Source organism: Streptomyces sp. NPDC111520 (genome assembly GCF_055635295.1).
The window spans coordinates 322,965-335,333 of sequence record NZ_JBVKBW010000010.1; the positions used below are offsets into that span (position 1 = coordinate 322,965).

General features: G+C 73.1%; 13 protein-coding genes and 1 pseudogene. 10 read left to right on the top strand and 4 right to left on the bottom strand.

Features of this window, described 5'->3' with window-relative positions; all coding sequences use genetic code 11:
• The first annotated feature begins 21 nt into the window (after positions 1–21).
• From ACZ7MY_RS25295 to ACZ7MY_RS25315, 5 genes and pseudogenes are all read left to right on the top strand, one after another.
• The gene (locus tag ACZ7MY_RS25295) at positions 22–903 is read left to right on the top strand and encodes a type II secretion system F family protein (RefSeq protein WP_499605049.1); all 882 of its coding nucleotides are present in this window, start codon (positions 22–24) and stop codon (positions 901–903) included.
• Positions 900–1,673, top strand: a complete 774-nt coding sequence (locus tag ACZ7MY_RS25300; RefSeq protein WP_499604980.1) for a type II secretion system F family protein — start codon at positions 900–902, stop codon at positions 1,671–1,673. Before ACZ7MY_RS25295 ends, ACZ7MY_RS25300 begins: the two co-directional genes overlap by 4 nt.
• An 11-nt stretch (positions 1,674–1,684) precedes the next feature.
• Entirely contained in the window at positions 1,685–1,882 is a 198-nt protein-coding gene (locus ACZ7MY_RS25305; protein ID WP_499604982.1) for a DUF4244 domain-containing protein, read from the top strand.
• Positions 1,869–2,216 (top strand): TadE family type IV pilus minor pilin, encoded by a 348-nt coding sequence (locus tag ACZ7MY_RS25310; RefSeq protein WP_499604984.1) that lies wholly within the window; start codon positions 1,869–1,871, stop codon positions 2,214–2,216. Before ACZ7MY_RS25305 ends, ACZ7MY_RS25310 begins: the two co-directional genes overlap by 14 nt.
• A pseudogene (locus ACZ7MY_RS25315) lies at positions 2,213–2,494 on the top strand (Rv3654c family TadE-like protein); the annotation flags it as partial. The gene ACZ7MY_RS25310 and the pseudogene ACZ7MY_RS25315, both read left to right, overlap by 4 nt.
• Before the next feature lie 35 nt (positions 2,495–2,529).
• Here ACZ7MY_RS25315 and ACZ7MY_RS25320 read toward each other — a convergent pair.
• Positions 2,530–4,932, bottom strand: a complete 2,403-nt coding sequence (locus tag ACZ7MY_RS25320; protein ID WP_499604986.1) for a DEAD/DEAH box helicase — start codon at positions 4,930–4,932, stop codon at positions 2,530–2,532.
• Between the two features lie 135 nt (positions 4,933–5,067).
• Here ACZ7MY_RS25320 and bldG point away from each other — a divergent pair, with 135 nt between their 5' ends.
• The 5 genes from bldG (at position 5,068) to ACZ7MY_RS25345 (ending at position 11,032) form a co-directional block, all read left to right on the top strand.
• A complete protein-coding gene (gene bldG / locus ACZ7MY_RS25325) occupies positions 5,068–5,409 on the top strand; it encodes an anti-sigma factor antagonist BldG (RefSeq protein ID WP_018562186.1) in 342 nt (113 codons plus the stop codon).
• An 84-nt stretch (positions 5,410–5,493) separates the two neighbouring features.
• A complete protein-coding gene (locus ACZ7MY_RS25330; RefSeq protein WP_499604988.1) occupies positions 5,494–5,988 on the top strand; it encodes an ATP-binding protein in 495 nt (164 codons plus the stop codon).
• A 309-nt stretch (positions 5,989–6,297) separates the two neighbouring features.
• Positions 6,298–8,721 carry a sodium-translocating pyrophosphatase gene (locus ACZ7MY_RS25335; protein ID WP_499604990.1) on the top strand — a complete coding sequence of 808 codons (2,424 nt, stop codon included), beginning with the start codon at positions 6,298–6,300 and terminating at the stop codon, positions 8,719–8,721.
• A gap of 173 nt (positions 8,722–8,894) precedes the next feature.
• Positions 8,895–9,458 carry a small secreted protein gene (locus ACZ7MY_RS25340; RefSeq protein ID WP_499604991.1) on the top strand — a complete coding sequence of 188 codons (564 nt, stop codon included), beginning with the start codon at positions 8,895–8,897 and terminating at the stop codon, positions 9,456–9,458.
• 56 nt (positions 9,459–9,514) lie between these two features.
• Positions 9,515–11,032 carry a DUF7059 domain-containing protein gene (locus tag ACZ7MY_RS25345; RefSeq protein WP_499604993.1) on the top strand — a complete coding sequence of 506 codons (1,518 nt, stop codon included), beginning with the start codon at positions 9,515–9,517 and terminating at the stop codon, positions 11,030–11,032.
• Between the two features lie 53 nt (positions 11,033–11,085).
• Here ACZ7MY_RS25345 and ACZ7MY_RS25350 read toward each other — a convergent pair whose 3' ends face one another.
• The 3 genes from ACZ7MY_RS25350 to ACZ7MY_RS25360 all read right to left on the bottom strand — a co-directional run bounded on the left by ACZ7MY_RS25350 (position 11,086) and on the right by ACZ7MY_RS25360 (position 12,365).
• Positions 11,086–11,364 carry an NINE protein gene (locus ACZ7MY_RS25350; RefSeq protein WP_499604994.1) on the bottom strand — a complete coding sequence of 93 codons (279 nt, stop codon included), beginning with the start codon at positions 11,362–11,364 and terminating at the stop codon, positions 11,086–11,088.
• Between the two features lie 153 nt (positions 11,365–11,517).
• Complete coding sequence (locus ACZ7MY_RS25355) at positions 11,518–11,931, bottom strand: DUF2752 domain-containing protein (protein ID WP_499604996.1); 414 nt, start codon at positions 11,929–11,931, stop codon at positions 11,518–11,520.
• A 5-nt stretch (positions 11,932–11,936) separates the two neighbouring features.
• Positions 11,937–12,365 carry a TM2 domain-containing protein gene (locus ACZ7MY_RS25360; RefSeq protein WP_499604997.1) on the bottom strand — a complete coding sequence of 143 codons (429 nt, stop codon included), beginning with the start codon at positions 12,363–12,365 and terminating at the stop codon, positions 11,937–11,939.
• Positions 12,366–12,369 lie beyond the last annotated feature (4 nt).

Consider the following 12,369-nt stretch of genomic DNA (forward strand, 5'->3'; position numbering starts at 1 on the left):
GCCGTCGTGGTCCTCGCCGCCATGTGCGCGGGCGCCGCCGCGTGGGCGTTGTGCGCACGGGACGAAGTCCTGCGCAGGGCACGCACGTTGCTGAGTGGCGCCTCAGGGGCCCGTGGGGCGCCTGGTGGACTCCTGGGGCCCGGAGACCTCGAAAGCCGCCTCAACGGGCTGCTGGAGCCGTTCCGGGTGCGGTTCGGCTGGCGACTCGGCCGCGAAGTGCTTTTCCTTCCGGGCGGGTTGGTCGTGGCCCTGGCCGCCGGATCGGTGCTTCCGGTCCTGCTCGGAGCGGCCGCCGTGCCGTTCGCCGGGCGGTGGCTGCGCGGGCGGGAACGGCGTGCCGAGGCGGAACGGCGGGCCGTGGCGGTGGGCGCGTTGTGCGCTGCGGTCGCCGGCGATCTGCGGGCCGGACTGGCCCCGTCCGCCGCGCTGGCCGGTGCGCTCGGCCGTGAGGGCTGGGCGGAGTGCCCCGGCCTGTCGGACGCCGCGCTGCCGCTGCTCGCCGCCGCCCGTTTCGGCGGTGACGTGCCGGCGGCACTGCGGGCGGCCGCCCGGCCGGCGGGCGCCGAGGGGCTCTCCGGTGTGGCCGCGTGCTGGCAGGTGGCCGTGGACGGCGGCGCGGGACTTGCGGACGGTCTGGACCGGATCGCGGCCGCCCTGCGCGCCGAACGCGACCAGCGCGAGGACCTGCGGGCCCAGTTGGCGGCGCCCCGTTCCACCGTGGCGCTGCTGGCCCTGCTGCCCGCCTTCGGGCTGGTCCTGGGCACCGGGCTGGGCGCGGATCCGCTCGGCACCTTGCTGCGCACACCCGCCGGGCTCGGCTGCCTGGCCGCCGGCGGGCTCCTGGAATGGGCGGGGCTCGCCTGGACCGCCCGCATCGTCCGCGCTGCGGAGGGCGGGTCATGAACGGCGAGGCCGTCCACAGGCTGGGGATCGTCGTGGCGTCCGTGGCCGCCGCCGTCTGTGCGGCTGCTGCCCTCGCCGCCGCACGGAGGGAGCGCGCCGCGCGGCGCAGGCTCCGGCTGCTCATGAGGGCGGCGCCGCCCAGGCGGCTCCGCCGATGGCCGGGTGCGGCCTCCGTCCGCAGCTGGACGCCGGTCGCCGGGGTCGCCCTGGGCGCGTTCGCCCTGATCGGCGGTGTCCCCGGCGCGGCGGCCGGGCTCGGCGCCGCGTGGGCGATGCGCCGCCGGCAGCGGCGGCCTCGGCCCGCGCAGCCCGGGGACCAGACCCGTGCCGCGCACCAACTGCCGCTGGCCGCAGATCTGATGGCCGCCTGCGTCGCCGCCGGGGCAGGGCCCCGCGAGGCCGCGGAGGCCGTCGGGCCGTCCCTCGGCGGGCCGCTCGGGGAGGCGCTCACCCGCGCCGCCGCCGAACTCCGGCTGGGCGGCGACCCCGCGCAGTGCTGGGGCCGGCTGGACCGGCTCGGCTGCCGGGAGCTCGCCCGGTGCCTGGAGCGCGCGACCACGACGGGAGTGCCGCCGGTCGAGGAGATCGCGCGTCTCGCCGCTGGGTGCCGGGCCGAACACGCCCGTTTCGGGGCGGCACGCGCGCGCCGCGCCGGAGTGCTGATCACCGCCCCACTGGGGCTGTGCTTCCTGCCGGCCTTCCTCCTCGTGGGGGTCGCGCCGGTGGTGATGGGGCTGGCGGGGGCGATCCTCGCCGGCACGACGAACTGAAGGGGGATCCCATGCGAGTCATGCGTTGTCTGAGGAAACTGAGCCGCCGGTGCCGCACCGGCGAGCGCGGGATGACCACGGCCGAGTACGCCGTGGGCACGCTGGCGGCCTGCGGTTTCGCGGCCGTGCTCTACAAGGTCGTCACCTCGGGCGCGGTCAGCTCCGCGCTCTCCGGGCTCATCAAGCGGGCCCTCGATGTGGCGTTCTGAACGCCGCCGCGACGCGGGCTACGTCACGGCCGAGGCCGCGGTGGTCATCCCGTCGCTGGTGTTCCTCACGGCGCTCCTGCTGTGGGGGATCGCCGCGGCGGCCGCGCAGATCCGTTGCGTCGACGCCGCGCGGGCCGGAGCCCGCGCGGCGGCCCGCGAGGAGCCCGACGCCGCGGTGCTGAGCGCGGCCCGCGCCGCGGCGCCCGCCGGGGCCGCCGTCTCGGTCCACCGGGGCGGCGACCTGGTCCGGGTCACGGTGGAGGCCCGTTCCCTGTCCCTGACCCTCCGCGGCGAGGCGGTCGCCGCCGCGGAGGGTCCGGGGGAGGGGCCGTGAGCCGGCGAAGGGACGACCGGGGTTCCGCGACGGTCTGGACGGCCCTTCTGGGGGCGCTGCTGGCGCTGGCCGCCTGCACCGTGCTGGCGTTCGGCGCCGCCGTCGCCGCACGCCACCGCGCGGGGGCCGCCGCGGACCTCGCGGCGCTGGCCGCCGCCGACCACGCCCTGCGGGGCAGCGCCGAGGCCTGCGCCGTGGCCGGGCGGGTGGCCGCGGCCCAGCACGCCCGGCTGGTGCGCTGCGCGGTCACCGGTGAGGTCGCCGACGTCACGGCCGCGGTCGGGCCCGCCCGGGTCCGCTCCCGGGCGGGGCCTCAGGACTCCGGATCGGGGGCGGGCGCCGACGCGGGTCCGGGCTCCGAAGGGCCCTCGGTCGCGAGGAGCACGTCGAGCAGACGGACCGCGGCCTGCTTGTCCAGCGGGTCGTTGCCGTTGCCGCACTTGGGCGACTGTACGCAGGACGGGCAGCCGAACTCGCACTCGCAGGAGGCGATCGCCTCGCGGGTGGCGGTGAGCCAGCTCCGGGCGGTCCGGAAGGCCCGTTCCGCGAAGCCCGCGCCGCCGGGATGGCCGTCGTACACGAAGACGGTCGGCAGCCCGGTGTCCTGGTGGAGCGGCACGGAGACGCCGCCGATGTCCCAGCGGTCGCAGGTGGCGAAGAGCGGGAGGAGGCCGATGGAGGCGTGCTCGGCGGCGTGGAGGGCGCCGGGCAGCTCCTCGGGGTGGATCTGCGCGGCATCGAGCTGATCGTCGGTGACCGTCCACCACACGGCGCGGGTGCGCAGGGTGCGGGGTGGCAGGTCCAGCTTGGTCTCGCCCATCACCTCGTTGGTGATCAGCCGGCGGCGGAGGAAGGAGACGACCTGATGGGTGACCTCGACGGAGCCGAAGTGGAGGCGGGCCTCGCCCCACTCCTCGACCCGGTCCTCGTCGAGCACGGAGATCGCCGTGGTGTCGCGGGCCATCGTCGAATACGGCGGGTCGGCCTGCTCCACGAGCGCGACGGAGTCCTCCAGGTCCAGGTGCCGTACGAGGTAGGTGCGGCCCTGGTGCAGGTGGACCGCGCCCTCGTGGACGGCGGTGTGCGCGGCGCCCGCGTCGACGGTGCCGAGCAGGCGCCCGGTCCCGGCCTCGACCACCTGGACGGGCTTGCCCCCCTCGCCGCGGATGTCGGTGAGGTCGGCCGCCCGCTCGCGCCGCGTCCAGTACCAGCCGCCGGAACGCCGCCTCAGCAACCCGCGGCGCTCCAGCTGGGGCAGCAGCATCGCGGTCTCGGGTCCGAAGAGCTCAAGGTCCTCCTCGCCCAGCGGCAGCTCGGCCGCGGCGGCGCACAGGTGCGGCGCGAGGACGTACGGGTTGTCCGGGTCCAGCACCGTGGACTCCACCGGACGGCGGAAGAGGGCGTCCGGGTGGTGCACGAGGTACGTGTCCAGCGGGTCGTCGCGGGCGATGAGCACCGCCAGCGCCCCCTGACCCGATCGCCCCGCGCGACCCGCCTGCTGCCACAGGGAGGCCCTCGTGCCCGGGTACCCGGCCAGGAGGACGGCGTCGAGCCCGGAGACGTCCACACCCAGCTCCAGGGCCGTTGTGGAGGCCAGTCCGAGGAGCCGCCCGGTGTGCAGGTCGCGCTCGATCGCCCGGCGCTCCTGGGGCAGGTAGCCGCCGCGGTAGGCCGCGACCCGGCGGGTCAGCCGGCGGTCGATCTCGCCGAGGCGTTCCTGCGCGATGAGGGAGATCAGCTCGGCGGCCCGCCGGGAGCGCACGAAGGCCACCGTGCGGGTGCCGTCGAGCACCAGGTCCGTCAGCAGGTCGGCGGCCTCGGCGGTGGCCGTGCGGCGCACCGGGGCGCCGTGCTCCCCGCTGAGCTCGGTGAGCGGGGGCTCCCACAGGGCGAAGGCGACCTCGCCGCGCGGGGAGGCGTCCTCGGTGACCTCGGCGACGGGCACGCCCGTCAGCCGGGTCGCGGTCGCGCCCGGGTCGGCGGCGGTCGCGGAGGCGAGGAGGAAGACGGGATCGGCGCCGTAGCGGGCGCAGACACGCCGCAGCCTGCGTATGACCTGGGCGACGTGCGAGCCGAAGACGCCCCGGTAGGTGTGGCACTCGTCGATCACGACGTAGCGGAGCTGCCGGAGGAAGGAGGACCACCGCGAATGGCCCGGCAGGACACCCAGATGGAGCATGTCGGGGTTGGTGAGCACGTACGTGGCGTACTGGCGGACCCACTCGCGCTCCTCGAACGGCGTGTCGCCGTCGTAGACGGCCGCGCGGACCGCCTTGCCCAGCGGGGCGGCGAGCTCGGCCACGGCACGCCGCTGGTCGGCCGCCAGGGCCTTGGTGGGCGCGAGGTAGAGCGCGGTGGCGCCCCGGCCGTTCGGCGCCTCGGAACCGTCCACGAGGGCGCTGAGGACCGGCACGAGGTACGCCAGGGACTTGCCGGAGGCCGTCCCCGTGGCGACCACCGCGGAGGTGCCGGCGAGGGCGTGGGCGGCCACTTCGGCCTGGTGTTCCCACGGCCGTTCGATGCCGCACGCGCGGACCGCGTCGATCACCTCCGGGCGGATCTGATCAGGCCAATCGGCATGGCGACCCGCCCGTGGGGGCAAGTGCTCCGTATGGGTGATGCGCGCGGCCCTGCCCGCCCCCGTGGCAAGCCGCTCCAGGAGGGCGACGGGGGAGGTGCGGCCGTGCGCCGACTGCGGAAGATGATCCTGAGCCATCGGCACTCAGTGTGTCACTGGCATGACGGACAATCGCCGTAAGGCGTCGTGCATGCCCGCTGGTAAGTGATTGAATGCCATCGCGGCTGCCGATCCATGGGGGGCGACCGCTCGATGCAAGGTGCTGGAGGATCCGTGGACCTGTCCCTGTCGACTCGAACCGTCGGCGACCGTACGGTCGTCGAGGTCGGCGGCGAGATTGATGTGTACACCGCTCCCAAGCTGCGCGAGCAGCTGGTGGAACTCGTGAACGACGGTAGCTACCACTTGGTCGTGGACATGGAAGGCGTGGACTTCCTGGACTCGACCGGGCTGGGCGTGCTGGTCGGCGGGCTCAAGCGGGTTCGCGCGCATGAAGGCTCGCTGCGCCTGGTGTGCAACCAGGAGCGCATTCTCAAGATTTTCCGTATCACCGGCCTGACCAAGGTGTTCCCCATCCACACCTCGGTCGACGAGGCCGTCGCGGCGACCGACTGACGTTCGGCGCCGGACCGTGGGGCTCCGGGCGACGCCGACGCCCGGGCCCCTGTCTTGCCCGCCCACAGGCACGAGGGGGAGGCCATGCCCACCGTAGAACTGCTCTTCAGCGCACTGCCGGAGCACGTCCGCACCGCACGACTGGTGGCGGCTGCGGTAGCCCGCAGGGCAGGGGTGGACGAGGCCGTCCTCGACGAGGTCCGGCTCGCCGTCGGTGAGGCGTGCAGCCGGGCCGTCGGCCTGTACCGCAGCAGCGGTGCGGACCGCCCGGTCCGGGTGGTGCTGACCGAGGAGGAGAAGAAGTTCTCCATCGAGGTCGGCGACAAGTCCCCCGAGGCGGACGACCGCCCCGCGGACGCCGCCAGTGTGCCCTCGGCGCGTGGCGACAGCCCCGCCGAACACCCCGAGCCGCTTCCCGACGGCTCGTCGTCCTCGTCCGACTCCTCCGAGGCGGAGGACGAGGGCCAGATGGGTCTGGCGGTCATCAGTGGCCTCGTCGACGACGTCGAGGTCTTCTCGGGAGAGTACGGCGATGTCATCCGGATGAGCTGGCCGCTGAACCCGGCCGCGCTCTCCTAGCCGCTCCGCCCCCCTCACGCGCTCCTGCCGAGCAGCCTGCGAGCTTCCGCCGCAGGTCAGCTCGGCGTGCCCGCGTTCACCCGGTGGTTGATCCACTTACACGGTGACTGTTCACCTTTTCCGGTGATATCTGTGGGCGATCTCCTTTGCTATATCCCCGGCCTCGGCGAATTTCGTTTCCTGCGCCCTGTTTTGATCTAGTTCGGCTCCCTACAATCCGTCCATCTTTGCTCAGCCCACAAGCCTGAGCGTCGCGGCTGCTAAGTCGCCGGAGCCGCGCGCCCACGTGCCAAACGTCAAGGAGGACGAATGGCGGGGCCACTCACCCCTCACCTGCAGGACATCGCTCAACCCCTGGCCGCATCACCCGTACTGACGGACGGCAACCGCAATCTCGTGCTCGTCATCGCCGCCGTGGCGCTGGCCGCACTCGTGCTCGCCGTGGTGCTGGTACGTCAAGTGCTCAGTGCCGACGAGGGCACCGACAGCATGAAGAAGATCGCGGCTGCCGTGCAGGAAGGCGCGAACGCCTACCTCGCACGGCAGTTCCGCACCCTGGGAGTCTTCGCGGTCGTCGCGTTCTTCCTGCTCATGCTGCTGCCCGCGGACACCACGTCGCAGCGCATCGGCCGAAGCGTGTTCTTCCTGGTGGGCGCCGGATTCTCGGCGGTCACCGGCTACATCGGCATGTGGCTGGCGGTGCGCAGCAACGTCCGCGTGGCCGCTGCCGCACGAGCCGCGACCCCGGCGCAGGGTGAGCCCGCGGCCGACCTGACGACCGTCTCGCACCACGCGATGAAGATCGCCTTCCGCACCGGTGGTGTGGTCGGCATGTTCACGGTGGGCCTGGGTCTGCTGGGCGCCTCCGTCGTCGTGCTGGTCTACAAGGCCGACGCGCCCAAGGTGCTGGAGGGCTTCGGTTTCGGTGCGGCGCTGCTCGCCATGTTCATGCGTGTCGGCGGCGGCATCTTCACCAAGGCCGCGGACGTCGGCGCCGACCTGGTCGGCAAGGTCGAGCAGGGCATCCCCGAGGACGACCCGCGCAACGCCGCCACCATCGCGGACAACGTCGGCGACAACGTGGGCGACTGCGCCGGCATGGCGGCCGACCTATTCGAGTCCTACGCCGTCACGCTGGTGGCCGCGCTGATCCTCGGCAAGGTCGCCTTCGGCGACTCCGGCCTGGCCTTCCCGCTGCTGATCCCGGCGATCGGCGTGCTCACCGCGATGGTCGGCATCTTCGCGGTGGCCCCCCGCCGCAAGGACCGCAGCGGCATGACCGCCATCAACCGCGGCTTCTTCATCTCCGCGGTGATCTCGCTGGCGATGGTGGCCGTCGCGGCGTTCGCGTACCTGCCCTCGACGTACGCAGAGCTGGCCAACGTGCCGGGCGACATCGCCTCGCACGGCGGTGACCCGCGCATCCTCGCGCTGGTCGCGGTCGCCATCGGCATCGTGCTGGCGGCGCTCATCCAGCAGCTCACCGGCTACTTCACCGAGACCAGCCGGCGTCCGGTGCGCGACATCGGCAAGACCTCGCTGACCGGTCCCGCCACGGTGGTCCTGTCCGGCATCTCCGTCGGCCTGGAGTCCGCGGTGTACTCGGCCGTCCTCATCGGCCTCTCCGTGTACGGCGCCTTCCTGCTGGGCGGCGCCTCGATCTGGCTCGCCCTGTTCGCGGTGGCGCTGGCCGGCACCGGCCTGCTCACCACCGTCGGCGTGATCGTCGCCATGGACACCTTCGGCCCGGTGTCCGACAACGCGCAGGGCATCGCCGAGATGTCCGGCGACGTGCACGGCGAGGGCGCCCAGGTGCTCACCGACCTCGACGCGGTCGGCAACACCACCAAGGCGATCACCAAGGGCATCGCCATCGCGACCGCCGTGCTCGCGGCGACCGCGCTGTTCGGTTCCTTCAAGGAGGCCGTCGACACCGCGGTGCGGGAGGCGAACATCTCCGCAGGCGACCTCAGGTGGCTGGACCTGGACATCTCCCAGCCCAACAACCTGGTCGGCCTGCTGCTCGGTGCGGCCGTCGTCTTCCTCTTCTCCGGACTGGCCATCAACGCGGTCTCCCGGTCCGCCGGGGCCGTGGTCTTCGAGGTGCGCCGGCAGTTCCGCGAGCGGCCCGGGATCATGGACTACACCGAGAAGCCCGAGTACGGGCGCGTCGTCGACATCTGCACCAAGGACGCGCTGCGCGAGCTGGCCACCCCCGGTCTGCTCGCCGTGCTCGCCCCGATCGCCGTGGGCTTCACGTTCGGCATCGGCGCGCTAGGCTCGTACCTCGCCGGGGCCATCGGCGCGGGCACCCTCATGGCGGTCTTCCTGGCGAACTCCGGCGGCGCCTGGGACAACGCCAAGAAGCTCGTCGAGGATGGTCACCACGGCGGCAAGGGCAGCGAGGCCCATGCCGCCACGGTCATCGGCGACACCGTCGGCGACCCCTTCAAGGACACCGCGGGTCCGGCCATCAACCCGCTGCTCAAGGTCATGAACCTGGTGGCGCTGCTGGTCGCCCCCGCGGTGGTCCAGTTCTCCTACGGTGACGACGCCAACCTCGGCGTGCGGATCGGCGCCGCGGCCGTGGCGATCCTGGTCATCGTGGTCGCCGTCTACATCTCCAAGCGCCGCGGCATCGCGGTCGAGGAGGACGAGGGCGTCGACACCGGCCAGGACGACGGCCAGAGCACCAAGCGGTCGGCCGACCCGAACGCCACGGCCACGGTCTGACGTAGTGTGAGCTCATCCAGATACGGCGGCGGGCGTCATCCTCCGGGGTGGCGCCCGCCGCCTTCGCCCACGTCAGATGCATCACCCCGTTCTTGGTTCATAAGGGGCAATAGTGGGCACATCGAGCGGAAGCGATGTGGCCCGTGGACAGGAGCCGTGTAGGTTCCGGGGCCGTGAAGAACAAACTCGCGGCTGCGCTGTCCGTCACGGCTGTGATCCTCGCGACGGGGTCGCTGTCGGGATGCGGCGACGGCAACAAGGAGCTCGACGCCTGGGCGAAGACGGTCTGCGACCAGGCCTCCGCACAGGTCAAGAAGATCAACGACGCGAACACCCACATCAGCAACACCCCGAGCAACGCCACGCCGAAGGACGTCAGGAGCGCCGACTCCACGGCGTTCGGTCAGATCTCGGAGGCCTACAAGGCGCTCGCCGGAATCGTCGGCAAGGCCGGTGACCCGCCGGTCGACGACGGCGCCAAGCTCAAGCAGGACGCGGTCGGCGACCTCAACTCGCTGTCCACCGCGTACGCGAACCTGCGCAAGCAGGTCGACGCGCTGCCCGTCTCCAACCAGGCGAAGTTCGCCGACGGCCTCAAGAGCGTCTCCGACAGCCTGGCCAAGGTGAGCAAGAGCGGCGAGCAGGCCCTCGACACGCTGCGCCGCGGCGAGGTCGGCGAGGCGATGGCGAAGCAGCCCGGCTGCCAGGACTCCGGCGCCCAGCCCTCGAAGTCCTGACCGCCCGAGGGCGGGTGGGGCCCGCCGGGCGCCCCCTCCGGGGTGACAATGGCAGCGTGAGTACGCAGCCGCACCCGCAGCCCCTGCCCGCCCCCGACCGCGCCGGCCGCCTCCGCGACGCGTTGCGCGCCGCCGCCTTCACGGCCGACGGCTGCCTCGACCTGCTCGGGGCGACGGCCTACGCCGCGCTCTCGCGGGCGGAGACGGTGCCCGCCCTGCGCGCCACCCGCGGCGGCGGCCCGCTGGAGAGCCTGGTGCGGCTCTTCCTGCTGCAGCAGCCCGTACCGTACGACCAGCTGCGTGACGTGCTGCCCCTCGACGCGGCCCTGGACGACGGCTGGCTCGTCCGGGACGGCGACGAACTGCGGGCCACCGTGGACGTCCGCCCCTACGGCGGCGACGGCGGCGAGGACTGGTACATCGTCTCGGACCTCGGCTGCGCCGTGGGCGGCGCCAACGGCATCCGTACGACGCCCGGGGTGGACCGCGCGGACCTCGTGCTCGGGGTCGGCGGCGCCTCGACCACCCTCGCCGGGATCACCGTCCGCACGCCCGTGGCCCGCGCGCTGGACCTCGGCACCGGCTCCGGCATCCAGGCGCTGCACGCCTCCCGGCACGCCACCCGGGTCACCGCGACCGACGTCAACCCCCGTGCCCTGCACTTCACGCGACTCACCCTCGCCCTGTCGGGTGCCCCCGAGCCGGACGTCCGGCAGGGCAGCCTCTTCGAGCCCGTCGGCGACGAGCGCTTCGACCTGATCGTGTCCAACCCGCCCTTCGTCATCTCCCCGGGCAGCCGCTTCACCTACCGCGACGGCGGCATGGCCGGCGACGACCTGTGCCGCACCGTCGTGCGGCAGGCCGCCGGGCACCTCGCCGAGGGCGGCTACCTCCAACTGCTCGCCAACTGGGAGCACACCGAGGGCGAGGACTGGCGGGACCGGGTCGCCGGCTGGGTGCCCGACGGCTGTGACGCGTGGATCGTGCAGCGCGAGGTGCAGGACGTCACGCAGTACGCGGAGCTGTGGCTGCGCGACGGCGGTGACCACCTGGCCGGGCCGGATGCGTACGCCGCACGCTACGAGGAATGGCTGGACGCCTTCGAGCAGCGCAAGACCAAGGCCGTCGGCTTCGGCTGGATCACCGTGCGCAGGACCGGCTCGGACCGTCCCGTCGTCACCGCGGAGGAGTGGCCGCACCCGGTGGAGCAGCCGCTCGGACCGCACATCGAGGCGTGGTTCGGCCGGCAGGACTTCCTGCGGGCCCATGACGACGCGGCGCTGCTCGACGCGCGCTTCCGCCTTGCGGACGAGGTGGTGCAGGAGCAGGTGGGCCTGCCCGGTGCCGAGGACCCGGAGCACGTCGTCCTGCGGGCCAACCGCGGCATGCGGCGCGCGACGAGGGTGGACACGGTCGGCGCGGGGTTCGCGGGCGTCTGCGACGGGACGTTGACGGCCGGTCGGATCCTCGATGCCATCGCCCAGTTGCTGGGCGAGGACCCGGTGGTGCTGCGGGACCGTACGCCGGAGGCGATCCGGCTGCTGGTGGAGCAGGGCTTCATCGAGCCGGTGTGAGCGAACGCGACGGCCCGCCGCCGCGGAGCGGAGGCGGGCCGTCGCGTGGGTGGTCAGCGCAGGACGCGGCCCTGCGCGTCGGTGGGCGCGCTGCCGGCGATGCGCACGATGCCGTCGATGAAGCCCCACAGGCCGCCGGCGCCCAGGGTGACGACCGAGACGACCAGCTGCAGGATGCCGATCTTGGTGTGGCCGGTGTAGAAGCGGCCGATGCCGAGACCGCCGAGGAAGATGCCGAGCAGACCGGCGGCGACCTTGGACTTGTCCGACAGCGGCCGGCCCGACGGGTCGAGACCGAACGGGGCGTCAGTGGTGGGGGCGGGCGTGGCCATGGACGTGCTCCTCGTGCAACGGGGACGGTTCAGCGGGAGCGCGCGCATCGGTACGATCCGGCCCCCCGCGTCGGATTGGCTGAATCTTGGCATTAGAAATGGACATCTGTCGCTCTGATTAACAGACGTCACGGAACCGTGATCGCCGCGTTGTCAAACCGCGTTGCGTACGACGGCCCAGGTCACGGCGATCCCCAGGACCGCCATCTGCGCACGTCGTCCCAGCGTCGGCCGGTACGACCGGCCGCGCAGCCCCTCCGTCACCCACCGCGCGTACAGATAGAGGGGAAAGGGACTCGCCAGCAGCAGCAGCGCGTTGTCGTGGAAGGCGGCCGTGAGGTCGCCGTGCATCAGGTCGTAGACCATGCGGGTCGCGCCGCAGGCCGGACAGAGCAGCCCCGTCGCGAAGTTGAAGGGGCATCGGGGCAGCCAGTGCCCCGGCTGGTGCGGGTCCGTGCCGTACAGGTAGGCCGCGCCCGCCGCGCCCGCGAGCAGCGACGCCACGGGGGCCGTGGCCGGTCGCGCGGCCACGGCCCTGAGGCGGTCCCAGGTGGTCGGGGAGGTCATCGTCCTCAGCTGCGCAGGACGCGGCCCTGGGAGTCGGTGCGGTCGTTGCTCGTCAGGAAGAGGATGCCGTCGATCAGCGCCCAGACGCCGAGGCCGCCGCAGGTGAGGAGCTGCGCAATGCCGATGCCGACGTCACCCACGTAGAAGCGGCCGACGCCCAGGCTGCCCACCAGCAGCTGCAGCACGCCCGCCACGACCTTGGACTTGTCCGACAGCGGCCGGCCGTACATGTCGTATCCGTAGGGGGCGTTGGGGTCCCCGGTGTAGGCGCCCTGGGGGTAACCCTGTTGCGGATACCCCTGCTGGGGGTAGCCCTGCTGCGGGTAGCCGTAGCCGGGCTGCTGCCCGTAGCCGCCGGGGCCGGCCGGGGGCTGCTGCGGGTAGCCGTAACCGTCCTGCTTGGGCTGGCCGTACGGGTTGTTCGGGTCGGACATGGCG

Excerpts from the sequence above, each read along its gene's own strand:
- ACZ7MY_RS25330 (WP_499604988.1), top strand. The coding sequence starts at position 5,494 with ATGCCCACCGTAGAACTGCTCTTCAGCGCACTGCCGGAGCACGTCCGC.
- ACZ7MY_RS25350 (WP_499604994.1), bottom strand. The coding sequence starts at position 11,364 with ATGGCCACGCCCGCCCCCACCACTGACGCCCCGTTCGGTCTCGACCCG.
- ACZ7MY_RS25305 (WP_499604982.1), top strand. The coding sequence starts at position 1,685 with ATGCGAGTCATGCGTTGTCTGAGGAAACTGAGCCGCCGGTGCCGCACC.
- ACZ7MY_RS25310 (WP_499604984.1), top strand. The coding sequence starts at position 1,869 with ATGTGGCGTTCTGAACGCCGCCGCGACGCGGGCTACGTCACGGCCGAG.
- ACZ7MY_RS25360 (WP_499604997.1), bottom strand. The coding sequence starts at position 12,365 with ATGTCCGACCCGAACAACCCGTACGGCCAGCCCAAGCAGGACGGTTAC.
- ACZ7MY_RS25300 (WP_499604980.1), top strand. The coding sequence starts at position 900 with ATGAACGGCGAGGCCGTCCACAGGCTGGGGATCGTCGTGGCGTCCGTG.
- ACZ7MY_RS25295 (WP_499605049.1), top strand. The coding sequence starts at position 22 with ATGTGCGCGGGCGCCGCCGCGTGGGCGTTGTGCGCACGGGACGAAGTC.
- ACZ7MY_RS25335 (WP_499604990.1), top strand. The coding sequence starts at position 6,298 with ATGGCGGGGCCACTCACCCCTCACCTGCAGGACATCGCTCAACCCCTG.
- ACZ7MY_RS25320 (WP_499604986.1), bottom strand. The coding sequence starts at position 4,932 with ATGGCTCAGGATCATCTTCCGCAGTCGGCGCACGGCCGCACCTCCCCC.
- ACZ7MY_RS25355 (WP_499604996.1), bottom strand. The coding sequence starts at position 11,931 with ATGACCTCCCCGACCACCTGGGACCGCCTCAGGGCCGTGGCCGCGCGA.